22 protein-coding genes are annotated in these 21256 nt (G+C 64.4%); 12 read left to right on the top strand and 10 right to left on the bottom strand.

Going from position 1 to position 21256, the window contains the following annotated elements:
• Positions 1–268 precede the first annotated feature (268 nt).
• The 5 genes from MO486_RS11315 to MO486_RS11295 all read left to right on the top strand — a co-directional run bounded on the left by MO486_RS11315 (position 269) and on the right by MO486_RS11295 (position 3099).
• On the top strand, positions 269–571 hold the full coding sequence (locus MO486_RS11315) for a PilZ domain-containing protein (RefSeq protein WP_242907566.1): 303 nt from the start codon (positions 269–271) through the stop codon (positions 569–571).
• Between the two features lie 163 nt (positions 572–734).
• A complete protein-coding gene (locus tag MO486_RS11310; RefSeq protein ID WP_242907565.1) occupies positions 735–1445 on the top strand; it encodes an NnrU family protein in 711 nt (236 codons plus the stop codon).
• Between the two features lie 124 nt (positions 1446–1569).
• Positions 1570–2343, top strand: coding sequence for a HipA family kinase (locus MO486_RS11305; RefSeq protein ID WP_242907564.1), 774 nt, complete (start codon positions 1570–1572; stop codon positions 2341–2343).
• Positions 2330–2788 carry a DUF3037 domain-containing protein gene (locus MO486_RS11300; RefSeq protein ID WP_242907563.1) on the top strand — a complete coding sequence of 153 codons (459 nt, stop codon included), beginning with the start codon at positions 2330–2332 and terminating at the stop codon, positions 2786–2788. The genes MO486_RS11305 and MO486_RS11300 overlap by 14 nt, the downstream gene beginning before the upstream one ends.
• A gap of 32 nt (positions 2789–2820) precedes the next feature.
• The gene (locus MO486_RS11295; RefSeq protein WP_242907562.1) at positions 2821–3099 is read left to right on the top strand and encodes a hypothetical protein; all 279 of its coding nucleotides are present in this window, start codon (positions 2821–2823) and stop codon (positions 3097–3099) included.
• Positions 3100–3170: 71 nt separating this feature from the next.
• Here MO486_RS11295 and MO486_RS11290 read toward each other — a convergent pair whose 3' ends face one another.
• The 4 genes from MO486_RS11290 to MO486_RS11275 form a co-directional block, all read right to left on the bottom strand.
• A complete protein-coding gene (locus MO486_RS11290; protein WP_242907560.1) occupies positions 3171–4433 on the bottom strand; it encodes a hypothetical protein in 1263 nt (420 codons plus the stop codon).
• Between the two features lie 117 nt (positions 4434–4550).
• Complete coding sequence (locus tag MO486_RS11285) at positions 4551–5504, bottom strand: hypothetical protein (protein WP_242907558.1); 954 nt, start codon at positions 5502–5504, stop codon at positions 4551–4553.
• Positions 5505–5845: 341 nt separating this feature from the next.
• Positions 5846–8713, bottom strand: coding sequence for a serine/threonine-protein kinase (locus tag MO486_RS11280; protein WP_242907556.1), 2868 nt, complete (start codon positions 8711–8713; stop codon positions 5846–5848).
• On the bottom strand, positions 8710–9273 hold the full coding sequence (locus tag MO486_RS11275) for an ECF-type sigma factor (RefSeq protein ID WP_242907555.1): 564 nt from the start codon (positions 9271–9273) through the stop codon (positions 8710–8712). The genes MO486_RS11280 and MO486_RS11275 overlap by 4 nt, the downstream gene beginning before the upstream one ends.
• A 221-nt stretch (positions 9274–9494) precedes the next feature.
• Between MO486_RS11275 and MO486_RS11270 the strand changes: the two genes are divergently transcribed.
• Both MO486_RS11270 and MO486_RS11265 read left to right on the top strand, forming a co-directional pair.
• On the top strand, positions 9495–10205 hold the full coding sequence (locus MO486_RS11270; protein WP_242907553.1) for an NnrU family protein: 711 nt from the start codon (positions 9495–9497) through the stop codon (positions 10203–10205).
• A gap of 93 nt (positions 10206–10298) precedes the next feature.
• Complete coding sequence (locus MO486_RS11265) at positions 10299–11033, top strand: hypothetical protein (protein ID WP_242907551.1); 735 nt, start codon at positions 10299–10301, stop codon at positions 11031–11033.
• Positions 11034–11344: 311 nt separating this feature from the next.
• Here MO486_RS11265 and MO486_RS11260 read toward each other — a convergent pair whose 3' ends face one another.
• Positions 11345–11971: a hydrolase gene (locus MO486_RS11260; RefSeq protein ID WP_242907549.1), complete on the bottom strand. Its 627-nt coding sequence runs from the start codon at positions 11969–11971 to the stop codon at positions 11345–11347.
• A gap of 340 nt (positions 11972–12311) precedes the next feature.
• On the opposite strand from MO486_RS11260, the gene MO486_RS11255 reads away from it, so the two are divergent.
• The 3 genes from MO486_RS11255 to MO486_RS11245 all read left to right on the top strand — a co-directional run bounded on the left by MO486_RS11255 (position 12312) and on the right by MO486_RS11245 (position 15086).
• Complete coding sequence (locus MO486_RS11255; RefSeq protein WP_242907688.1) at positions 12312–13775, top strand: catalase; 1464 nt, start codon at positions 12312–12314, stop codon at positions 13773–13775.
• Between the two features lie 104 nt (positions 13776–13879).
• The gene (locus tag MO486_RS11250) at positions 13880–14464 is read left to right on the top strand and encodes an ankyrin repeat domain-containing protein (protein WP_242907546.1); all 585 of its coding nucleotides are present in this window, start codon (positions 13880–13882) and stop codon (positions 14462–14464) included.
• 238 nt (positions 14465–14702) lie between these two features.
• Positions 14703–15086 carry a hypothetical protein gene (locus MO486_RS11245; protein ID WP_242907544.1) on the top strand — a complete coding sequence of 128 codons (384 nt, stop codon included), beginning with the start codon at positions 14703–14705 and terminating at the stop codon, positions 15084–15086.
• 72 nt (positions 15087–15158) lie between these two features.
• On the opposite strand, the gene MO486_RS11240 is transcribed toward MO486_RS11245, so the two are convergent.
• Positions 15159–16256: a serine hydrolase domain-containing protein gene (locus MO486_RS11240; protein ID WP_242907542.1), complete on the bottom strand. Its 1098-nt coding sequence runs from the start codon at positions 16254–16256 to the stop codon at positions 15159–15161.
• A gap of 156 nt (positions 16257–16412) precedes the next feature.
• On the opposite strand from MO486_RS11240, the gene MO486_RS11235 reads away from it, so the two are divergent.
• Positions 16413–16790 carry a hypothetical protein gene (locus tag MO486_RS11235; RefSeq protein ID WP_242907540.1) on the top strand — a complete coding sequence of 126 codons (378 nt, stop codon included), beginning with the start codon at positions 16413–16415 and terminating at the stop codon, positions 16788–16790.
• A gap of 33 nt (positions 16791–16823) precedes the next feature.
• Here the strand turns inward: MO486_RS11235 and MO486_RS11230 are convergent, their stop codons facing one another.
• Positions 16824–17759 (bottom strand): cyclase family protein, encoded by a 936-nt coding sequence (locus MO486_RS11230; protein WP_242907538.1) that lies wholly within the window; start codon positions 17757–17759, stop codon positions 16824–16826.
• A gap of 98 nt (positions 17760–17857) precedes the next feature.
• On the opposite strand from MO486_RS11230, the gene MO486_RS11225 reads away from it, so the two are divergent.
• Positions 17858–18709, top strand: a complete 852-nt coding sequence (locus MO486_RS11225) for a LysR family transcriptional regulator (RefSeq protein WP_242907536.1) — start codon at positions 17858–17860, stop codon at positions 18707–18709.
• Positions 18710–18887: 178 nt separating this feature from the next.
• On the opposite strand, the gene MO486_RS11220 is transcribed toward MO486_RS11225, so the two are convergent.
• The 3 genes from MO486_RS11220 to MO486_RS11210 all read right to left on the bottom strand — a co-directional run bounded on the left by MO486_RS11220 (position 18888) and on the right by MO486_RS11210 (position 21131).
• Entirely contained in the window at positions 18888–19154 is a 267-nt protein-coding gene (locus MO486_RS11220) for a hypothetical protein (RefSeq protein ID WP_242907534.1), read from the bottom strand.
• Positions 19155–19327: 173 nt separating this feature from the next.
• Positions 19328–20521 (bottom strand): hypothetical protein, encoded by a 1194-nt coding sequence (locus MO486_RS11215; protein WP_242907532.1) that lies wholly within the window; start codon positions 20519–20521, stop codon positions 19328–19330.
• A 61-nt stretch (positions 20522–20582) separates the two neighbouring features.
• Positions 20583–21131 (bottom strand): hypothetical protein, encoded by a 549-nt coding sequence (locus MO486_RS11210; RefSeq protein WP_242907530.1) that lies wholly within the window; start codon positions 21129–21131, stop codon positions 20583–20585.
• Positions 21132–21256 lie beyond the last annotated feature (125 nt).

Genomic DNA, 21256 nt, shown 5'->3' with positions numbered 1-21256 from the left:
GGAACACGCGAATCATCGGAGCGTCCGGACAGCCCACGTAGGGCGTAATAAGCGAAGCGCATTGCGCCGCATTGATCTGCGGAGTCACCTCATTCGGCGCATTACGCCGTCGGCTAATGCGCCCTACGAGCTCTTGGCCTGCCGGCCGTTTCGATCTCCCCACCGTGTGGGAGGAGGAGGGAGGAGGGGCGGGTTCATATGCGCATGCGGCCGCTTCTTCCCGCCACTGGCGTTCGGAAAGAGGGGGTTCCTTTCGGGAGGTGAGCGCATGGCCATCGAACAACGCCGCACGCAACGCCGGGCGGTTTCCGGGGCGGTCATGATCACGCCCAATGGCTCTGGGCATAGGGCGGAAATATTCGATATCTCCGCAGGTGGCGCGCGAGTGGGGCTGCCCGACCATTGGACGCCTGCCGCCGGGGCTTCGCTGAGCGTGTTCTTCCTGGACGACCCCGACTGTCCAATCATGCTGCAGGGGCATGTGACGCGTGTGGCCGCCAATCATCTTGGCCTGGAGTTCGAGCCCGCACAGGAAAGACGCATCTCCGAGTTGCTGCAGATTTTTCGTTGATGACAGCCAGCGTAGCCCGGGTAAGCGCAGCGCACCCGGGTGCTCTTCGGAATAAAGGGGACGGAGGTCATTAAGCGGGGGTCATTTCCCTCCGTTCCTTCGTTCACAAAGCGGCCTAAGATCGCGGACAGGCGAACCCGCCACGTCCAGAAGGACTCCGTCCATGACACCGGAACTCGCCTCGCTCATCGCCGCCGCAGTGGTGTGGGTCTTCGTGCATATCGGGATCGCCGGCACCACGCTGCGCGATCGATTCGTCCGGGTGTTGGGCGAACGCGGTTTCCGCGGCGCGTTCTCGCTGGTCTCCGTCGCCAATATCGTCTGGCTCGGCCTGGCCTGGGGCGCGGCGGGGCCGGTGCGCGTGCTGTGGCAGGCGCCGGGCTGGCTGGTGGTGCTGTGCATCCTACTGTTGATCCCGGCCACAGTGCTGCTGGTCTGTGCGTTGACGGTGCCCAATCCCACGTCGGTCGCAGGTGCCCGCGCGCTGATGTCCGAGACGCCGGCGATCGGCATCCTGCGCGTGACGCGCTATCCGATGCTGTGGTCGTTCGCGCTGTGGGCGGCCGCGCACATGATCGTCATCGGCACGCTGGGTGGCGCGATCTTCACCGGCGCCTTTCTCGCCGTGGCCGTCGCCGGCATGTTCAGCCTCGACGCCAAATACGCCAGGCGCGCGCCCGAGCCATGGGCCGCGTTCGCCCGCGTCACTTCGATCCTGCCGTTCGCGGCGATCCGCCAGGGCCGCAACCACTTCGCCTTCGCCGAGATCGGGCTATGGCGCATGGTCGTCGGCGTGCTGCTCTGGTTCATGCTGATCGCATTGCATCGGCCGGTCTACGACGTGAATCCGTGGCGGTTTCTCGGGGCCGGATGATGAAAGAGGGTCAGAGCACATTTGTGATTTGCACTTGAATACAAAAGTTTCTCTGACGCCTTCTGGGCGCGGCCTGACGTACAACGAGATGCTGGCGCACCGCTTCGCCCAGTATGCTTGCGCGATGACTCCACGCACCGTCACCGCCGCCCGCTACGTCACGCCCCTACGCGAGGGCGGTTCCATGCCCGCCGTGATCGAAGCCGATGACGATGGCCTGTACGTGCTCAAGTTCCGCGGCGCCGGACAGGGCCCAAAGGCGCTGGTGGCGGAATGGATCGCCGGCAGCCTCGCCCGTGTGCTGGGCTTGCCTGTGCCGGAGATCGTGTTCGTCGAACTCGATCCCGACCTCGCCCGCACCGAGCCCGACCCCGAGATCCAGGACCTGATCCGCGCCAGCGCCGGCCTCAATCTCGCATTGGACTACCTGCCCGGCGCCATCAACTTCGATCCGGTCGTCGAGCAACCCGACGCGATGCTGGCTTCGCGCATCGTGTGGTTCGATGCCTACATCAGCAACGTCGATCGCAGTGCGCGCAATCCCAATCTGATGATGTGGCACAACCGGCTCTACCTGATCGACCACGGTGCAGCGCTGTACTTCCATCACGGCTGGAACGGCACCGATGCCGACCCCGGCCGCGGATTTCCGCTGATCCGCGAGCATGTGCTGCTGCCATGGGCCGGTGGCATCGGCGATGTCGATGCGGCGATGGCCGCGACGCTCACGCCGGAGGTGATCTCCGGCATCGTCGCCAGTGTTCCCGACGCGTGGCTGCAAGGCCCCGATGCCTTCGCCGATGCCGCTACTCAGCGCGCGGCCTACACCGACTATCTCGTGCAGCGACTGGCGCAGCCGCGACGCTTTGCGCAGGAGGCCACCGATGCGCGCGCATGACAGCTACGACTATGCGGTGATCCGCGTGGTGCCGCGCGTGGAGCGCGAGGAGTTCGTCAACGTCGGCATCATCCTCTCGTGCGAGGCAACGCGTTACCTCGACGCGCGCGTCGAGCTCGATGAAGCCCGCGTGCGCGCGCTCGACCCGGCCATCGATCTCGATGCCGTGCGCCGCCATCTCGCCAGCTTTCCCGCCATCTGCCGCGGCGGTCCCGACAGCGGCCCCATCGGCCAACTACCGCTGCGCGCGCGCTTCCATTGGCTCACGGCCAAACGCAGCGCGATCATCCAGACCTCCCCGGTGCATACCGGCCGGTGCACGGACATGGCCGCGACGATGGAACATCTGCTCGACCGCATGGTGCGGGTGCCGCGATCGCAGCAAAAGGGGAGCGGTCCGGCAGGCGCGTCGGAGGGGCTACTGCCGGCACGCCCGCTGCGTTAGCCTTGCGGCGTTCCAAAAGCAGGATTGAATGGATGAAAGCCACCGTCGTCGGTCTCGTGACGCCGCATCTGCTGCGCATTGTCGACCTCGCCAACGAAGCAGAGAAGGGCGTGAACGTGGACTGGCATCTGCGCGATGCCGTGGCCAAGACGATGGGCGAGCTGGGCGACCAGCACAACGCGCCGGCGTTGGTGGCGTCGTATATCGAGGGGCTGGAGGCCGCTGCAGGCCAAGCGGCGAGGATCCGCGCGGCATACATCCGCGTCCTGCAGGCCGCGACCGCGGCTGCGCGCAATCTCAGGCGCGATTGAAGGACAAACCGGAAGAATGGTGCCAGAGGCACTTTCGAAAAGCGTCTCTGACACCGCGCGGATTCGCCGGCCTACCTTCTCGAAGGTTCGACGCGGAAGTAGATGCCGCAATGATCCGACCAGAGCGTGGCCGGGTCTTCGCAATTGTCTGATGGCATGTGCTGCATCAGGTTTGCGTATGCAGGACGTTTGGAAGGGAAATCCGCGGCCTTCCCGAACATGACGCCATCGATGCGGAAGAAGTCTCCGATATCGAACCTCGGGAAGTAGGAAGTCAGCAGAGGGAAGGTTTCGCCAGGGGCGGGGAGCCCAACGTTGAAGTCGCCGACAAGGATCGGTGGATACAGAACGTCCCCACGGCGGAACCGACCTTCCATGTCCGTCACCAGCGCATTGATGTTCTGTGATCCGAAGTCCTCCACCTGGGGCGCTGGCGTGTGATGGCGATCTTCCCAGTCCTGGTTCCAGCCACGGTGCACGTTGTAGATGTGCACGAAGTTGCCCGGCTGGTTGACCAGCTCGAAACGAGTGAAAACGGCGTCCGTGGTAGGCCGTTGGCGATTCTCGCCCTGCGTTGCCAACCGGCTCCGTGCAAAGGCGGCGCCCAGCGGCGTGGCGCAGGTTCCAATGGCGCCCTCATATTCGCCGGCCATCGGCGTGCTGAGCGGACCATCGATGACCGAGCAGACGTCGGTGCGATCGGCTGCCGGGTGGCAGCACTGCAGGCTGCGTGCGAGGTACGTCGACTGCAACGGGATCTGGTACGCCGACACAACCGTGTCGCCGGAACCCGGTGAGGTGATGACATTCCTGAGGCGACTGGGCCGGTACAGCAAAGCCCTTTCCCCTTGCGTGGAGCAGCCTCCCACGCTGGCCGTCCCCATCCAGTCACTACCGTGGCTGCCATGCGGTGTTCCGCCGATCAGGTAGGCCACCCGGTATTGCTCGCCGCTGGCCATGCGGATTCCGTCCAGCAGGAAGTCAATCGCCGCGTAATCGGGCAACTGCCGCCCGTTGCCGGCGCATGACCAGTAACCGGGTGCTTCCTGCAGGACGATCACGTCAGGGAAGTTGCCGGTCTGCGTCATCCAGTCGGAGATGCGCGTATACCGCGTTTGCCACGGCACTCCCGTCGAGCTTGCCCTTGGCGTGTTCAGGGCATCCAGCAGGTTCACCGAGAGAACCGAAATTCCAAACTGCTCGCGGTCCAGAGCTGCGGCCGAATCCCGGACAACGGGATCCGGACATCCGGTCAGCGACAGCAGGAGCGAAGCCAGGATGAGTGGCCGACATAGATTGCGCATGCAGAAGTCCTTGTCGTCGAAGTGATGCACCTTGGGAGTAGACCGAGGCGTGGCGCATCGGTCGAAGGAAGGGCGGAGGTGATTGAGTTGCCTCCGCCCCGTCGCGTTGCGAGCGGGCTTGAGCCCCCCGCGTTTACGGTGTGGCGGTCACGGGCACTTCGTGCAGGCGGCTTCCAGTGGGTTGGGCAAACCGGGATGCAACTCAGGCTCGGCACGGTCGATCTGCGGCGGGCCGGATTCGATGCCGACGTAGTCGCTGTACTCGGGATCGATCAGGATGATGTGATCGCCCCGATCGACAATGGTCGAGGGATCTTCGCCGCCGATCGGCTCGCGGTTCACTACGGTGCGTTTGGTGGCGTTCTGGACGCGCTTCCACGCTGCAAACTGTTCCGGCGTTGGTTCGCCGGTGCCGGTGTCTGCGTCCGGATTGACGTACCAGTCGTCGATGATGTTTCCATCTTTGTCCTGGCGTAGGCCGTGGCCGTCGGCGCCGTCGTAGAGAAAGTCGCCGTTGTCGAGCAGGTAGCCGGTGGAGCCGTCGTCGTAGTTGTATATCTCGGTAACGTCATTGAGCACCGGATCTTCACCGTCGTCGGCACTGATCAGGCTGATCACGACGCCACCCATGCGCGCCTCCGGCAAACCGCTCTTCTGATCATGTTGCAGGGTGAGCGTGATTCCGTCGTGCTCGACATCGAAGCCGTGTTCGGCCATCAGCTCCGTCGGCAGGCCGATCAGCGACATTGCGTCCGCGCGCTTGCCCATCGGGAAGGCCGCGAGTGGATCTTTCAGCCCGGCTTCGATCGTGGATTGGAGCTTGTCCGGATAGACGATGACCTTGCCGACGCCGAACTCGTAGGTCGGCAGCAGTCCCTTGCCGAGCAGCGCCACGACGACGCTCAGTGGAGGCTTGCTGTTCGGGTCGTACGGATCGCTGCCGACGGCGATCTCGTCGGCATCGCAGACGCCGTCGCGATCGGAGTCGACGACGTTCCATGCGTAGTAGCAGGCGGACGTGTCGCAGATGCGGATATGGCGCAGTTCGGGGTCCGCAGCGCGAGCGGGCTGCGCGGTGCACGCCAGTGCCGATGCAAGCAAGGTCGTTGCGAGAAAAGCGGGTGTCCTTGAAGTCCCTTTGGGGTTTACAACAATCATCATGGCTCTCCGATGTGAGGTGTCTTCCTTCGCCCCGGGAACGAGGCATTCATGGGATGCGAAATGCAGCGGAGAATCCGGACACGACCGCAGGGCGGACACGCGGCTGTGCCGTCCGGATTAAATCCGGCGCTGCGCGAGTGTCCGGAATCGCACGCGTTTACCGCATATCCCCGCACCAGCGGCACGGACGCCGCATGAGGAGGCGGGTGATCAGGCAGGTGTTCTTCGAGGCCGTGCTACCCGCGCGTGTACCAGCCGCGGCTGTAGCGGCTGCGATGCGCTCAGATGCCCAGCGTGCGGGCCAGCGCCTCGGCTTCGAGGCGCTGGACGTGTTGTCGTTCTACCGAATGCCGCATGGCCGGCAATGCCTCGCTGAGCAGGCTTCGCGCCCCGGTGCTGTCGCCGCGCTCGAAAAGGATGCCCGCCAGTTCCGCGCGTGCAAAAGCGACATCCATCGGAGGCGCCTTGTCGACGAGTTGCCTGGCCAATGCTGCACGTTGCTCGCGTTCGGCAAGCACCAGGTTGCCTTGCATCTTCGCGAAGCTGGCTCTGAGGCGATGCGCCAACGCGAACACGCGGTGGCGCGTCGGAACCAGTGCCGACCACAACGGCATTGATTCCTCCAGCAGCGGCAAGCCCTGATCCGGGTTGCGCATGCGCTGCGCCAGGAGCGCCAGGTACAACGTGGTGAGGGCGTACTCGTAGGAGTCTTTGCCATCGCGTGCGCGAGCCAATGCTCGCAAACGCTCCAGCCGCACCTGCGCCTCGGTGAAACGGCCGGACAATCCGAGGCATTTTGCGTAACTGCGCTCCGTCATCCGGTATCTCACCTGGTCCACCGGCATGCCGGACTGACGCAGCGTGTCCAACGCATCCTCCATGAGCGCCAGTGCTTTCGGGTAGTTGCCTGCGCTCTCCCATACCAGGCCGAGATTGACCAGGTTGATCGCGGTGTTTTCCGGCCCGGTGGCAGCGTCTTCGAGGCTGTCCGAATGTTGTAGCGCCTCGATTGCCTCGCGATAGCGCCCCAGATCGCTGAGGGTCAGGCCCAGGTCGTTGTACAGCACAGACACCAACGTACCGCCTTTGCCCGCGCTCCGTTCCTGCACGGCGATGGCTTGGCGAATCGCTGCTTCGGCACCGGCCAAGTCGCCGCTCCCCCGGAGGGCAATGGATTTGTTCTGGAGCAGACTGGCTCGCAACGGGGATTCGGCCGGCACGGCCTGCTTGTCGGCGAACGCCAACCCGCGTTCGGCTTGCTCCATCGATTGGGCAATGTCGCCGTTGAACGCAAGCAAGTGGCTCAGCATCTGGTAGGCGTTGATCGTCAAGTCCGCCGGCGGCGCCGGCAGCGTTTCCGCTACCTTCAGTGCCTCGCGCCAGGCTTCCGTCGCCCGATCAAGATCGTTGGCGCTGTAATGGGCCGAGCCCAGCGTATTCAATGCGCGCAATCGCTGTTCCGGGTCGTTCGGGGCAAAGCGCGCGCGCAACGCCGCTGCACGCTGGGCCGCCGCCAAGCTCTCCTTGCCACGTTCCAGTGCGCCGAGCGCATCGACAAGGCCGGACAAGTCATCTGCGACTCCCAGCGCCTGTTCGCGATCCTGCGGTTCCAGGCCCCGCAATCCCGCCTCGTAAAGATCGATGGCTATCGTCGGTTCGCCCAACGAGTAGTACAGATGTCCCAACATTCGCTGGATGGGTTGTCGTACCCGCGGTTCGACGACGCTGCGTTTGTCCAGTTCGGCGCGTGCTTTGTCCAGCAGCTGGCGCACGCTGACCTCGGTGTTCATTGCCCGCTCCGGCGCTGCCGCGGCCAGGGTGTCGGTGAGGAAGCCCAACGCGGCACGGGCATTGGCGTTCTCACGTCCGGCGATGCGGGCTTGCTCGCGCGCTTCGTGCGCTTGCCACAGCGCCACGCCGGTGCCGGCCAGCAGTGCCAGCGCGATCGCGGCGGCCGACACCGCCAGCGTGCGGTTGCGGCGCAGCCACAGTCGTGCACGTTCATTGCGCGACAGCTGCGTGGCGGCGATCGGGCGGTCGTCCAGCCACGCGCGTAGATCGTTCGCCAGCGCGTCGGCGGAGGCATAGCGCGCCTCCGGGTCGCGCCGGAGGCAGGCCTGGACGATCTGCGCCAGGTTGCCGCGCAGCGCGCGCGACAACGAAGCCGGTGTATGGCTGCCGCGTTGCGCGGCCTGTTCCGCGTTGGCGTGCGCGGCGGCGCGGGTCAGCGGTTCGGGCTCGCGTTCCAGCTGCTGCAGCTGCTTCGCCACCGGTGTGTCGCGGGTCAATCCGAAGGGGTGCGCGCCCGAGAACAGGCGATGCAGGATCACGCCCAGCTGCCACAGGTCGGTGGCGGTGGTGATCGGCGCGTCGTGCAGCTGCTCGGGCGAGGCGTATTCGAAGGTCAGCGCGCGATCGTGGGTATTGGTGACATCGGTTCCTTCGAGCTGCTTGGCGATGCCGAAGTCGAGCAGCTTGACCCGTCCGTCCGCGTCCACCAGCAGGTTGGATGGCTTCAGGTCGCGATGCACCACCAGGTTGCGGTGGGCGTAACGCACCGCGTCCAGCACTTGCAGGAACAGGATGGCGCGCTCGCGCAGTCCGAGTCGCCGCGCATCGCACCAGCGATCGATCGGTTCACCATCCACCCGCTCCATGACGAAGTACGGCTCGCCCCCGGCGCTGATGCCGCCGTCGAGCAGGATGGCGATATTGGGGTGCTGCAGCTGGGCGAGGATCTGTCGCTCGCGCAGGAAGCGCTCGCGTGCGGCGGGCGAATCGGCGCTGGCGCGGATCAGCTTGAGCGCCGCCTGCTGCGCATACGCACCGTCGCTGCGTTCCGCCGCATACACCGCGCCCATGCCGCCGCGGCCGATCACCTCGACCAGGCGCCAGGCGCCGATCGTGCGACCCAGCATCGGATCGGTCGTATCGACATCGCTCCCCAGCGCGTCGCCCCACGATGCCGCATTGCCGCGGAACGGTTCCGCGTCGCCCGCATCTGCCGCCAGCAGCGCCCGCGCCTGCGCGAGCAGCTGCGCATCGCCTGCGCACAGTTCGGCGAGCCGTTCTTCGCGCTCTGGATCCGCGAGGTCGGCCACCTCGTCGAAGACCGCCAGTGCACGGCGCCGGCGTTCGGTATCGATCATCTGCCCATCTCCGCGAGCAGGAAGGCCCGGGCCCTGCGCCAGTCGCGGCGCAGGGTGCGGTCGCTAATGCCCAACATCTGTGCGATCTCGGTTTCCGAGTAGCCGCCGAAGTAGCGCAGCTCGACGATCTGCGCGGCGCGTTCGTCGGCCCGGTGCAGCGCCTGCAGCAGTTCATCCAGCGCCAGCACTTCGACCACCGCGCGCTCGCCTGCGTCCAGTCGTTCGGTCAGCGTCAACGCTTGCTGCCCGCCGCCGCGTTTGTCCGCCTTACGCACGCGCGCGTCGTCCACCAATACCTGTCGCATGGCGCGAGCGGACAGCGCCAGCAGGTGGTCGCGGTCGAGCGCCGCCAGTTGTGCGCCGCCGGCCAGCTTGAGGTAGGCCTCGTGCACCAGCGCGGTGGTCTCGAAGGCGTCGCGCATGCGCCGCAGCTGCAACCGCGCGGCGCGCTTCAGTTCGTCATAGACCGCCGCGTAGGCGGCATCGAGCGCGCCGGCCTCACCTGCTCGGGCGCGGGCCAGCCATTGAGTGACGGGGACCGCGTGCGGGGCCTCTTCCATGGCGCCTACCCTTCGTGTCCGGATCTGCGGCCGAGTTTCGCATGCGCGGATCGCGACCGGCGTTCCGCCTGCTCGCCCGTAGACCCAAGCGCATAAACAAAGGGCATAAACAAAGGGGACGGAGGTCATTAAGCGGGGGCCATTTCCCTCCGTTCCTTCGTCCACAAAGCGGCCTAAGATCGCGGACAGGTGACCCCGCCACGTCCAGAAGGACTCCGCCCATGACACCGGAACTCGCCTCGCTCATCGCTGCCGCAGTCGTGTGGGTCTTCGTGCATATCGGGATCGCCGGCACCACGCTGCGCGAACGATTCGTCCAGGTGTTGGGCGAACGCGGTTTCCGCGGCGCGTTCTCGCTGGTCTCCGTCGCCAATATCGTCTGGCTCGGGCTGGCCTGGGGCGCGGCCGGGCCGGTGCGCGTCCTGTGGCAGGCGCCGGGTTGGCTGGTGGTGCTGTGCATCCTGCTGTTGATCCCGGCCACCGTGCTGCTGGTCAGTGCGTTGACGGTGCCCAATCCCACGTCGGTCGCAGGTGCCCGCGCGCTGATGTCCGAGACGCCGGCGATCGGCATCCTGCGCGTGACGCGCTATCCGATGCTGTGGTCGTTCGCGCTGTGGGCGGCCGCGCACATGATCGTCATTGGCACGCTGGGTGGCGCGATCTTCACCGGCGCCTTTCTCGCCGTGGCCGTCGCCGGCATGTTCAGCCTCGACGCCAAGTACGCCAGGCGCGCGCCCGGGCAATGGGCCGCGTTCGCCCGCGTCACTTCGATCCTGCCGTTCGCGGCGATCCGCCAGGGCCGCAACCACTTCGCCTTCGCCGAGATCGGGCTATGGCGCATCGCCATCGGCGTGCTGCTCTGGTTCATGCTGATCGCACTGCATCGGCCGGTCTACGATGTGAATCCGTGGCGGTTTCTCGGGGTCGGATAACAGGGCCTTGGTAAACTTGGCGCATCACTGAGCAGTTTGGGGAACTTGCGCGTGGACTCGACGAATATCCGGACTCGGCGTCCAATGCTTTCGATGGCATGCGCGCTCTCGATTGTCGCGCTCGCGTTCCCGGCGCCCGCCGCGCGCATCCAGGACCGCACGCACCTGACGGCGATCGACATTCTTTCGATGCAAGGCAAGACGATGGCGATCACGCTGCATGCGCCAACGCCTTACATCCGAACGGATCGCGGCGCGGTGTGGGCCGGTGTCCTGGTGCACCCCGCCCTGGCGAAAGTGAAGGACGAGGGATTCAAGACGAGCAACGAACTGACGGACCCCAGCGTCGTCGCACGTGATTTGCTGGCCACCGCACTGCGCGACGCCTACGGACTGCAGCCGCGCGCGGTCGATACCACGCAGACGGACGAAACGCGCCCGAAACGTATCGCCGCGCTGCACCCAGACGTCGACTTCATCCTGGACGTCCGCACGCTGGCATGGCAGCACGTTTACGCGATGAGGAAACAGGGACAACCGCACCTTGCCCTGGAATTTCAATTGATCAACGTCGCCACGCGCCATACCGATGCGTGGATGCGCTGCGACACCGTTGTCGACAAGATACTGCCGCCTCGCAAGGAGGCGCCGCTGTTCGCTGCGCTGGAATCCGACGGTGGTCGAACGCTGCGCCACGCCTTTTCGGTCTTGGCCGCACGTTGCGCGCGCAAGTTTGCCAGCCAACGGTTGCTGATTTCGCCCGAAAAGATGGCCGCGACGATGGCATTGGCAGATCTCGATCCATACGCCGTGCCCGGGGCGAATTAGGCGATGTCCGCTTCTGGCTGAAAGCAGCCGGTTGATCGCGATGCAAATAGTTCTGCTTAATTGCCTCCGTCCCGTTTGTTCCCGTTTGTTCCGGCCTGAGGTGGAGGCCAATCTGCTGCGCGGCTGGAGAAGGAACTCGCGTCCAGCGCGTGGGCGCCGGCGATTCGAGCGCGGCTGGCGGAAGCGAAGTAGCCATCATTCGGCATTCGGCGCATTACGCCTTGGCTAATGCGCCTACGAGTCGCTGAAAGCGAAGGCCCCACACCGGGGCCTTCGCATGACACGGGGTTTGGTAGTGGCAGCGACCGGCTTCACCCCGTACGTCGCCCGCGTCGTGCCACGAAATATCCCCGCATCGCGCTGCGCAGGCGGTCGGCGCCAGGGCGGCCCCAGTCGCGCTGCAGTTCGCATGCCAGCGCAAGTACGGTGATCGGTGTCGCGCCCGCCTGGATCATGCGTTGCACTGCGGCCTCGTGCGCCGTCGTGCTGACACCGCCGATGGCATCGACGACGAAGTAGACCTCGAAGCCCTCACGCAGGGCGTCGAGTGTAGGGAAGGCGACGCAGACCTCGGTCCACAGGCCCGCGATGATCAGCTTGCGGCGACCTGTCGCGGTGACCGCGTCGCGGAACTCGGGGTCTTCCCACGAATTCATGGTGGTGCGATCGATTTCTTCCACGCCCGGCAGCGCGGCGCGCAGTTCGGGATTCGTCGCGCCCATGCCATGGCGCACGTACACCGTGCTCAGCACGACCGGCAGCGCGAAGGCGGTGGCCACTTCGCCCAGCAGCGTGACGTTGGCGAGCAGCTCGTCGTGCGGCATCGACGTGACGCCTGCGTACTGTTCCGGCTGGTAGTCGATCAGGGCGAGAACGGCGTTCTGTGGCGTGATCAACGCATCGTTGCGAGGATCGCGGACGGGCGTGACATCGGACATGGCAGCGCTCCTTCGGAGGAAGGTCAATTCTAGGCCTGCATGTTCAAGAGCCGCAGTCCTAACTGAAAAAGGGGTCAGAGTACTAATTCAAGAAAACCTACTCTGACCCCTGTTTTGGAGGCAATTAAGGAGGACTAATTGCCTCTGTCCCCAATTCGGTGTTGGCCGCAATTCGATAGGCAGAGCCTATTCGGTTCATCCAGAAAATCGATTTTACAGATAGCTAACTTCCCTCGATCCTGCGTGTGGGAGAGCGGCAAACCTCTTTCAAGGATTGCCGATGCAGTACAAGAATCCAGCTTTGTTGGTCGCGCTCGCTGTCGTTGTCAGCGGCTCGGCCATGGCACAGACAGCCTTGACCCGCGACAACGGCGCAGTGGTCGGGGACAACCAGAATTCGCAAACCGCGGGTCCTGATGGACCGGTATTGCTCCAGGACGTACAGCTGATTCAAAAGCTGCAGCGATTCGACCGGGAGCGCGTTCCCGAGCGCGTCGTCCACGCTCGTGGTACCGGGGCGCACGGCGAATTCGTCGTGACCGGGGACATCTCCCGGTACACGCGGGCCAAGGTGTTCGTACCGGGCACCATCACGCCGGTCTTCGTTCGCTTCTCGACCGTCATTCACGGGACTCATTCGCCGGAAACGCTGCGCGATCCACGTGGTTTCGCAACCAAGTTCTACACAAGCGAGGGCAACTGGGACCTGGTCGGAAACAACCTGCCGGTGTTCTTCATCCGCGATGCAATCAAGTTCCCGGACATGGTGCACTCGCTCAAGCCCGGGCCGGACACCAATTTGCAGGATCCCAATCGCGTATTCGACTTCTTCTCCCATGTGCCCGAAGCCACGCACATGCTCTCGCGGGTCTATTCGGACTACGGCACACCCAGCAACTATCGGCAGATGGACGGCAATGGGGTGCATGCCTACAAGCTGGTCGATGCAGACGGTAAGTACGTCTACGTCAAGTTCCACTGGAACAGCCTGCAGGGCGAGAAGAACCTGAGTACCGCCGAGGCCCGGCTGGTGCAGGGCACAGACTTCAATCACGCCTCGCGCGACTTGATGGAAGCCGTCGCGCGCGGGGATTTTCCCAAGTGGGATCTCTACGTGCAGATCCTGCAACCGGACGAGCTGGGCAAGTTCGATTTTGATCCGCTCGATCCGACCAAGATCTGGACCGGTGTGCCGGAGGTGAAAGTCGGCACGATGACGCTCAACCGCAATCCGGGCAACGTGTTCCAGGAGACCGAACAGAGCGCGTTCGCCCCTGCGAATCTGGTCCAGGGTATCGAGCCCTCGGAAGACCGTCTGCTGCAGGGGCGGGTGTTTTCCTATGCGGACACCCAGCTGCATCGCATCGGTACCAACGTGATGCAGTTGCCGATCAACGCGCCGAAGGTTGCGGTCAATAACAACAATCAGGACGGACAGCTCAACTACGGCGGCCGAACCGGCACCGTCAACTACGAGCCCTCGCGGCTCGCGCCCAAGCCACAGAACAGTCGGGATCAGTACAGCCGTCTGCCGCTGTCGGGCAGCACGCAGCAGGCTCGCATCGGCCGTACGCTCAACTTCCGTCAGGCCGGCGAGTTCTACCGATCGTTGTCCGCATCCGAGCGCAAGAACCTCATCGGCAACCTGGCTGGCGACCTCGGGCAGGTCAAGGACGAGGACACCCGCTACACGATGCTCGCCTACTTCTTCAAAGCCGACGCCGACTACGGAAGCCGTCTGGTGCAGGTATTGAAGGCCGATCTGGACAAAGTGCGGCAGCAATCCGCGACCTTGAGCGAATAAACCACAGTTCACGCCCGGGGCGGCGCAATGCGCCGCTCTCCCAAGACGGAGCACCGCTCCGGGCATCCTTTTCCCCCGTGCCGTGACAACCACAACGGATGCTTATGAACACCTGGCTACTGAGCAGTCTCCTCTCCATCGCAATGGCGATTCCGTTCGTGGCAGTCGCGGCGGATATCACCGAACCGAGGGATCTGCGTCCGCAGACGCTGAACGCCTATGTCTTCGATGCCGTGCGCGCCGATGATGCCCCCTTGCTGCGTGACCTGATCGCGAAAGGCGTCGATGTCGAGTCGCGGGATGAGCGCGGTTCCACTCCGCTGATACTTGCTGCCTATTACGGTCGACTCGGGATCGTGGACGTGCTGCTCGAGGCAGGCGCCGATCCCAATGCGGCCGACGCACGCGGCAACACGGCGTTGATGGGGGCGTTGTTCAAAGGCGAAACGGCAGTTGCCGAGCGGCTACTGCGCGAGACGCGAACCGATGTCAACGTGCGAAACACAATGCGTCAGACCGCTGCGATGTTCGCGGCATTATTCGGGCGCGAGTCGTTGATCGACCGTTTGGCCGAACGTGGCGCGGATTTCAGCGCGACCGACGCCAGTGGAGTCAATGCGCAGACGTTGGCTCAGCAGCAGGGCAACGCGGCGTTGGCGGAACGTATCGCCATCCTGGCCAAGCCCTAGTTGGCGTTGAGTCCAAAATCTATACACCAAAGGCCAGCGGTGCGGCGCCGGCGGATGCTGAGAGGGCAGCGATGATCGCGGCAACAAAAGGGGACGGAGGCAATTAACCCGAGGGGGCTTCGGCTTGAATGGATTGTTAGCACTCATCACCTACCTTTCGTCGCCTTTCACCGACCGCTAGGCGCCCCGGCACCCACACCGCCGAACCACTGCAGAACTGATCTGTCGCACTGTCCTCTTGGGCCACAACGAGGTGATCATCATGGGTAGCGTATCTAGCCTGCTTGTCGTGTCCGCTTTGGCTGCAGCAGACGGCCAAGCCCTGCCAGTCCAACCACACCAGTCTGCCGAGCCTGCCTCCATCACCTTTGTCTCGGAGGACCAAACGCTCGTCGGCATTGCCTATGGCATTGATGCCATTGATTCACAGCCACGCGCTTTTGGCCAACGTCTCTCCGCCAACGTCACGGCTGGCCTCAAGACCGTGTGGTACTCCTGTCCCAACGATCCGCAGATGAAGGAGGGTTCGCGTATTACCTTCAACTTCGTTGGCGGCCATCATTACGAGCTTGCGTGTCGGCCTGGTAAAGACGCAGTGATTCGTCCATCGGACGAGTGCTAACAATTCATTCAAGCCGAAGCCGTTTCGCGGCTCGGCTTAATTCAGGCGCGAGGCGGCGGCCACAAAGTGTGGTCAGTCATCTACGAATGCCCGAATAAACGCCTGCGCGAACTCAGAGCGCTGGACCTCCGCTTGGTCGAGTGGGTTATCCCACCAGACACCTTCACTGTTGGCCAACACGATGAAGCTGAGGTCCAGGGCTGGGATCTTCAAATACAGCGCGGAGTACGCATCGTCCCACCATCCCGAGTGCCAGACGAGGGCATGTCCCTGGTATTCCTGCACAAACCAACCAAGGCCATACGGGAGCGCGTCGCCGTTGCCCGATCGCGCCGGCGCCATCATCGTTTCTCGTGACTGCGCCGATATCAGTTTCCCCTGGTCCAGTGCGACGTCGAACCTGGCAAGGTCGAGGACCGTCGTGATGACGCCGCCCGCGGCGCCGTCTCCCTGGGCTGACAGCGCTGGAGCGCGTTCGATGGCACCAGATGCCGCGACTCGATGCGGCGGTGCAAGGCGCTTTGCGAGGTCCTCTCGCACGGGCAAATCCCGATGTTTCCGCGCCGATCGCGTCATGCCGGCAGGCACGAAGACATACCGTTCGACCAGAGTCGAGAAGGGTGTGTCAGCGGCCGCCATGATGGGCCGCGACGCCCAGGAGTACAGCACGGGGTTGTAGGAGAAGTGGTTGCCGGGCGTCGATGTGGCCGTGTGAGAGAGTAAGTGCCGGAGCGTGTGGCCCTGGGGCTGGCAGCGGAGCTCTTTAGCAAATATCGACGGTTGCTGACTGAACTCGGTGCAGAACTCTCCCCATTCGCTGTAGTCCGCCATCGGTCGGTCGAGGTCCAGCACTCCTTCCTCGACAAGCCGGAGAGCAACGACAGCCGAGAGCGGTTTGGCGACCGACGCAATGTCGTAGGGCGTCTCGGCAGTAGCAGGAATGCGGTGTTCGGCGTCTGCGTAGCCCAAGCCCAATGCGAGAACGATCGCTTGATCCTTCACGACAGCGACAGACAAACCCGGGATGTTCGAAGCTTTGCGGAGGACGTCCAGGTGTGCGACAAAGGCGGGAATATCTGGTGATGCTGCGCCCGCATGACGTTGATTCTGCTCCGCCGACACGTCGGCGCATGCCATCGATGCAAGAAGGAAGGCCATCACGCCTTTCATGGGCTCACCTGTCAGTGCCGCCTAACGCCTGGGTCAAGCCGAGCGGCGAAGCAGCTTCGGCTTGAACGAGTAGTGATGCGCCACGGTAGTCGGCGAAGCGGGGCAGTGCAACGGATGCCAAGAGAGCTGCAACAAAGGGGTCGGATCCTTTCGCACATGGCTGGTCGCATGCTGGTATCGGGCGTGGCGCTCGCGGGCGACAACGCGGAGCCCGGAACTGGGCTGGCATTCGGATCGTTCGACACCACCGATTCCGATGTCGGCGTGACGCATGTGGTCCTGATGCGGATCAAGCCGGCCAAGATGTACATGGGCAGCAGTGGCGAGAAGAAGACGGTCACGTTCCAGAACGGCGAGTTCTATTCGGCCAATCTGGCGCCGGGCACTTACGCGGTGATGGGCTTCTTCTCGCGCGATGTGTTCTTCGCGCTGGAGAAGAGCCTGCGCATGAACACCTTGCAGATTGAGCCCGGGCGCGTCACGTGCGCGGGCAGTTACCAATCAAAGGGGACGAATCAAAGGGGACGGAGGTAATTAAGCGCGCTTAATTACCTCCGTCCCCTTTGATCACGTTGTTCCGGACAGCACCCTTGCCCAGGCACGCACCGGGAAAGCACCGATGCCGGCAATCCGCATGGGGGTTGCTGAAAACCGGAAGCCCTCGATGGGCAGCGCGTCCAGGCGCGCCAAGTTCTCCACGATGGGGATGCCCGCCTCGAGCAGGATGGAGTGCGCCGGACGGCGCGGATCGCCGGTATCGTCGATGTTGATGGCGTCGATACCCACCAACAGCGCGCCTTCGTCCCGCAGGAATTCCGCCGCATCGCGCGCCAGGAACGGTGGATCCACCACGTACTCCGGCGCGCCCCACTGCAGCGCACGGCTCGTGTCCAGCAACACCGCGCGGCCGCGCACTTCCGTCGCCGCGAGGGCTTCGCGCGTGATCGCGCGGCCCTGCATCCCCGACAGCCGCACCACGACCGCGTCCAGGTCCGCGATGGACGCCAGCGGCAGGTCGGCGATGTCGATGGCCCCCGGGTAACGGTGGTAAGGCGCATCGATGCTGGTGCCGGTGTTGGCAACCATGTCGACGCGTCCGATCTGGAAGCTGACGCCGTCCGCGTAGCGGTCGCGGCTGTCCTCGTGACTCATGTGCTCGGTGACCCGCGGTGCCGGCAGGCCGGGGAACACCACCTCGCCGTCGCGTACGACGTGGCTGAGGTCGATCAGGTCGCCATGCCTGGTTTCTGCGACGGCCTCCGTCGCGACTTTTGCCTTGCGCTTGTGGCGTTCGCTGATGAACTGCTTGTTGAGGATCCGCACCTCGCCGACCATGAGCAGGCGCAGATCGCGGACGATGTAGTCCGCCAGTGCCTGGTCGGAAATCTCCTCGCCGTCGATGTCCAGCCGGAAGCCCTGGCCCTGGATGCCACCGCCATTGGAGAAGTCGACTTCGAAGTCGAAGCACACTCTCCGATCCTCCACCACCTGCACTGCGACCACGTCTGTTCTCCAATCCGGTTGATGGAAAAACTATAGGCGGGCGACAGCATCAAGAAAATCTAATTAAACTTATCGCATCTATAAGATGGAGCAGAGCGATGTCCACGCTCGATCTCGATTTGGTGCGGACCTTCGTGGCGGTGGCCGAGCGCGGCTCGTTCAACGCGGCGGCCGCACGTGTGTGGCGTAGCCAAGCCGCCGTCAGCCAGCAGATCCAGCGGCTGGAAGCGCAGCTGGGCGAAACCCTGCTGGTGCGCAGCAGCCGCGAGGTGAGGCTCAGCCCGGGCGGAGAGCGCTTCCTTGTATACGCCCACCGGCTGTTGAGCCTGAGCGAGGAAGCCGCCGCGGCGGCGCGCGGGCAATCGCGGACACTGGTGCGAATCGGCGCCCCCGACGACATCGCCGCATATGTACTGATGCCCGTGCTTGCGGAGCTGCGCGCGCAGCGACCGGATCTCGCGTTCGAGATCACCACTGGCAGCACACGTGAGCTGCTGCCGCTGCTGGCTACGCGGCATGACGTGGTGCTGGGTATCGCCTTGCCGGGCAATGTTTCCGGTCAGGCGTTGTCTTCGCTGCCGCTGCGCTGGGCGGGGGACTGGAGCGGGCGTGGCGCGGTGCCGCTTGCGCTGTATCCGGAAGGCTGCGTGATGCGCGGGCAGGCACTGGCAGCGCTCGACGCGGCCGGCGTCCCATGGGAGATCGCCATCAGCGCCTCCGCCGTCACCGTGGTCGAAGCCGCGGCGCGTGCTCGGCTGGCGGTCGGTCCGGTGGGCGTCGGGCTGAGCGCGACCGACCTGCCCATCCCGCGCAAGCTGCCCGCACTGCCGCGCGTAGAACTGCGCATGTTCGTCGGCAAGAGCGATCCGGGATTCGCCGATCTACTCGCACCCGCCTTGCGTAAGAGGCTGGGCGGCAGAACCTCGCGCAGGTCCAAAGCTGCAACCTAGTCGCTGACAACGAAGTACACCAGGCGACAGCGGCCGCGATCGCACTCGAATCCGCGATAGTCCATGCGGCAAAATAGGGGTCAGAGTACGAATTCCAAAAAACGTACTCTGACCCGTATTTTTCGGGGCAGTCGTTGCGGACGATGGCGCAATGCCAGCGCCGATGATGTGCCCACCCTTACCAGCTTGAAACGCCGAGCGTGCCGCCGGAATCGACATCGTTCAAAGAGCCGAGCCGATGGGTTTTCCGGGCGCGCTCCAGTGCCTCATCGATCTGGGCACGGTGCGGATTGGCATCCCAGTGCGGTGCCTTGAAGACGTCGGCACGCGGATTCCTCCGGATGGTGTTGGCATCCTGGAGCCATTGCCAGTCGCCCGGCATGAACTCGTGCTGCAGGGCGAAGATGCGGGCAGTGGCATAGCTACGCGAGTAGATGAGGTTCATGGGACACCTCGCTGAATCATTGCAGCGCGCAGGGCCGGAGGCCACGGTGCGCTGGTCTTATTGCGGAGGCTCGAAAGCGCGCTGTCATTCCCCCGTTTGGGGGATAGCCAGAGGCAAGTGTTGTCTAAGCCAAGCTCGCCAACCCCCCCACGAAAGCCCCGCATAGAAAAGCTCTATCTGGCTGAAGCCGCCGAGGTCTTCCTGACTTCCATCCGTCCCTCGGCGTTGCGTCGCGCCGACCACCCTTCGGCCAGCGTCAGCGTCATCTTGTCCGGCAATGGCCACGGCACATGCGCCGCGTTCCATTCCTTCGCGATGCGCAGCGGCGCGCCGTCGACCGCGATCGTGCCCCAATCGCTCGTCAGCGTGATCTTGTCGTAGACCTGCGAGCCGTCGGGCATCGGCGTCACGCGGTTAGGGTCGAAGTCGAGCTGGATCTTCGCGAGCGGGAGGTGGAGACCGTTGGCCTCCGACGTACGCTGCGTGGCGTCGTCGATCATCTGCTTGCGGCGCGTGGCGCGGTCGGCTTCTTCGCGCGCGATCGTTTCGCCGTTGTACTGCGCGGGCGCAGGCTTGCTCGCGGGTCTCAGTGGGATCAGGTCATGGAGGTCGGCATCGACCTGCTGCACGATCGTCGTCTTCCACTTCGGCGCGAGGTCGTCGAGCAGCAAGCCCCATGCAGGGCCACTGATGTAAGCGAAGCTGCGTGCGAACGACGGGCGGTCGTTGCCGTGCTGCAGGCTGTCGATGGCGAGCGGTATCGCCTCGTTCGACAACACCGTGCCCGTGTATTCCGCGAGGCCTTCGTGGCGCATCTGCGCGCGTTCGTCGCTGCGCGCGGTGGCGTCGGCGAGTCGTTGCTGTCGGAAGGCGAGGGCTTGCTCGATGTGGCGCTTGCGTTCGGCCCCGCTAGTTGCGAGCGCGCGTTCGAGCGCCTGCCATTCCAGGCGCAGCAAGACACGCGCCTGTTCGGACTCGAGGTGCGCGGCAACCGCCATGTTGGCGGGTAGGTCGAGCGACGCCTGGTGTACATGGAAGGACTCGTGGTACACGAGCCGCCGCAGCGCGCCGTCTCCGTCCGGCAGCGGCGCGAGCAGCATCACCCACTTGCGGCCGCCCCAGTCGATGGAGGTGTTGGCGCGCGTCGAAGGCAGCGGCGTCGATGGCGGCGTGGTACTCGTCCAGGCGATTGTGCCGTCCTGCGCTACGACGACCACCGGCGCGCACAACGACACGTTCCAGACCTTGCGCCCCGCAGCTTCGCAATGCGCGACGTAATCGCTGAGTGCCGGTGGCGCGGCCATGTCCGCCGCGAGCGGGGCCGCCGGCACGAGCACCAGCAGGGACAGCCATTTCGATATCGCCATGGTGCGTTCCGAGGGACAGTTGGAGGATTGGGCAAAAAAGGGTGGAGCAGACCCGCGGCCCCTACTTCAAGTACTGCTCCGGCAACTTGACCTTCTCGCTCTCCGCTTCCCACATTAGCGACACGATCCACCAACGCTTGCCGTCGTTCATCAGCTGGATGCTGTTGATGCCACGCAGCGTGTGGTTGTCCTTCTCGATGCGGCCTTCGTAGGTGCTGAACACCTGCGCGATGTGGCCGAACTGTTCGACGCGGCGCGCGAGTTCGCGTTCGTGGAAGCCTTTTTCGAGCAGCAGCGGACCTGAGGTGGCGATGTAGTCGTTCGGGGTCATCAGGCGCAGGCCGAACTGTCCATCAGCACGCGGACCAGTCGGGATCACGCGCGCGGTGGGGACGAACAGGGAGCGGAAGCGGGCCCAGTCGCGCGCTTGTCCCGGCGGACCGGAGATCACGTCGTACAGCGCGTCGACGATGGCGTCGATGCTTTCGACATCCGCCGGCGCGGCGGCGGGCACCGACATCTGCACCGGTTGGTCGGTGCTCACCCGCGGAGTCTGGGCAAGCACGATCGAAGGCAAGGCAAGGCACAACAGTAGGGTCAAGCGACGCATCGGAGCTCCGGAAGCAGGGTGTCTGGTCCGAGCATAGAGGGGTGTGTCTTAGGAGGGATGCGCCGATGGTCATGCATGAATCGTGGCGCCAATGAAACGGAGTCAGAGCCACTTTCAAAACGGTC

It is taken from the genome of Lysobacter sp. CFH 32150 (genome assembly GCF_022758295.1).
In the GTDB taxonomy this organism is placed as follows: domain Bacteria; phylum Pseudomonadota; class Gammaproteobacteria; order Xanthomonadales; family Xanthomonadaceae; genus CFH-32150.
This window is presented reverse-complemented; position numbering and strand designations above follow the sequence as displayed.

Bases quoted from the DNA above. Each gene is read 5' to 3' on its own strand.
- MO486_RS11310 (WP_242907565.1), top strand. From the start codon at position 735: ATGACACCGGAACTCGCCTCGCTCATCGCCGCCGCAGTGGTGTGGGTC.
- MO486_RS11210 (WP_242907530.1), bottom strand. From the start codon at position 21,131: ATGCGTCGCTTGACCCTACTGTTGTGCCTTGCCTTGCCTTCGATCGTG.
- MO486_RS11305 (WP_242907564.1), top strand. From the start codon at position 1,570: ATGACTCCACGCACCGTCACCGCCGCCCGCTACGTCACGCCCCTACGC.
- MO486_RS11275 (WP_242907555.1), bottom strand. From the start codon at position 9,273: ATGGAAGAGGCCCCGCACGCGGTCCCCGTCACTCAATGGCTGGCCCGC.
- MO486_RS11280 (WP_242907556.1), bottom strand. From the start codon at position 8,713: ATGATCGATACCGAACGCCGGCGCCGTGCACTGGCGGTCTTCGACGAG.
- MO486_RS11225 (WP_242907536.1), top strand. From the start codon at position 17,858: ATGTCCACGCTCGATCTCGATTTGGTGCGGACCTTCGTGGCGGTGGCC.
- MO486_RS11255 (WP_242907688.1), top strand. From the start codon at position 12,312: ATGGCACAGACAGCCTTGACCCGCGACAACGGCGCAGTGGTCGGGGAC.
- MO486_RS11215 (WP_242907532.1), bottom strand. From the start codon at position 20,521: ATGGCGATATCGAAATGGCTGTCCCTGCTGGTGCTCGTGCCGGCGGCC.
- MO486_RS11295 (WP_242907562.1), top strand. From the start codon at position 2,821: ATGAAAGCCACCGTCGTCGGTCTCGTGACGCCGCATCTGCTGCGCATT.
- MO486_RS11235 (WP_242907540.1), top strand. From the start codon at position 16,413: ATGGCTGGTCGCATGCTGGTATCGGGCGTGGCGCTCGCGGGCGACAAC.
- MO486_RS11315 (WP_242907566.1), top strand. From the start codon at position 269: ATGGCCATCGAACAACGCCGCACGCAACGCCGGGCGGTTTCCGGGGCG.
- MO486_RS11260 (WP_242907549.1), bottom strand. From the start codon at position 11,971: ATGTCCGATGTCACGCCCGTCCGCGATCCTCGCAACGATGCGTTGATC.
- MO486_RS11240 (WP_242907542.1), bottom strand. From the start codon at position 16,256: ATGAAAGGCGTGATGGCCTTCCTTCTTGCATCGATGGCATGCGCCGAC.
- MO486_RS11220 (WP_242907534.1), bottom strand. From the start codon at position 19,154: ATGAACCTCATCTACTCGCGTAGCTATGCCACTGCCCGCATCTTCGCC.
- MO486_RS11300 (WP_242907563.1), top strand. From the start codon at position 2,330: ATGCGCGCGCATGACAGCTACGACTATGCGGTGATCCGCGTGGTGCCG.
- MO486_RS11250 (WP_242907546.1), top strand. From the start codon at position 13,880: ATGAACACCTGGCTACTGAGCAGTCTCCTCTCCATCGCAATGGCGATT.
- MO486_RS11270 (WP_242907553.1), top strand. From the start codon at position 9,495: ATGACACCGGAACTCGCCTCGCTCATCGCTGCCGCAGTCGTGTGGGTC.
- MO486_RS11265 (WP_242907551.1), top strand. From the start codon at position 10,299: ATGGCATGCGCGCTCTCGATTGTCGCGCTCGCGTTCCCGGCGCCCGCC.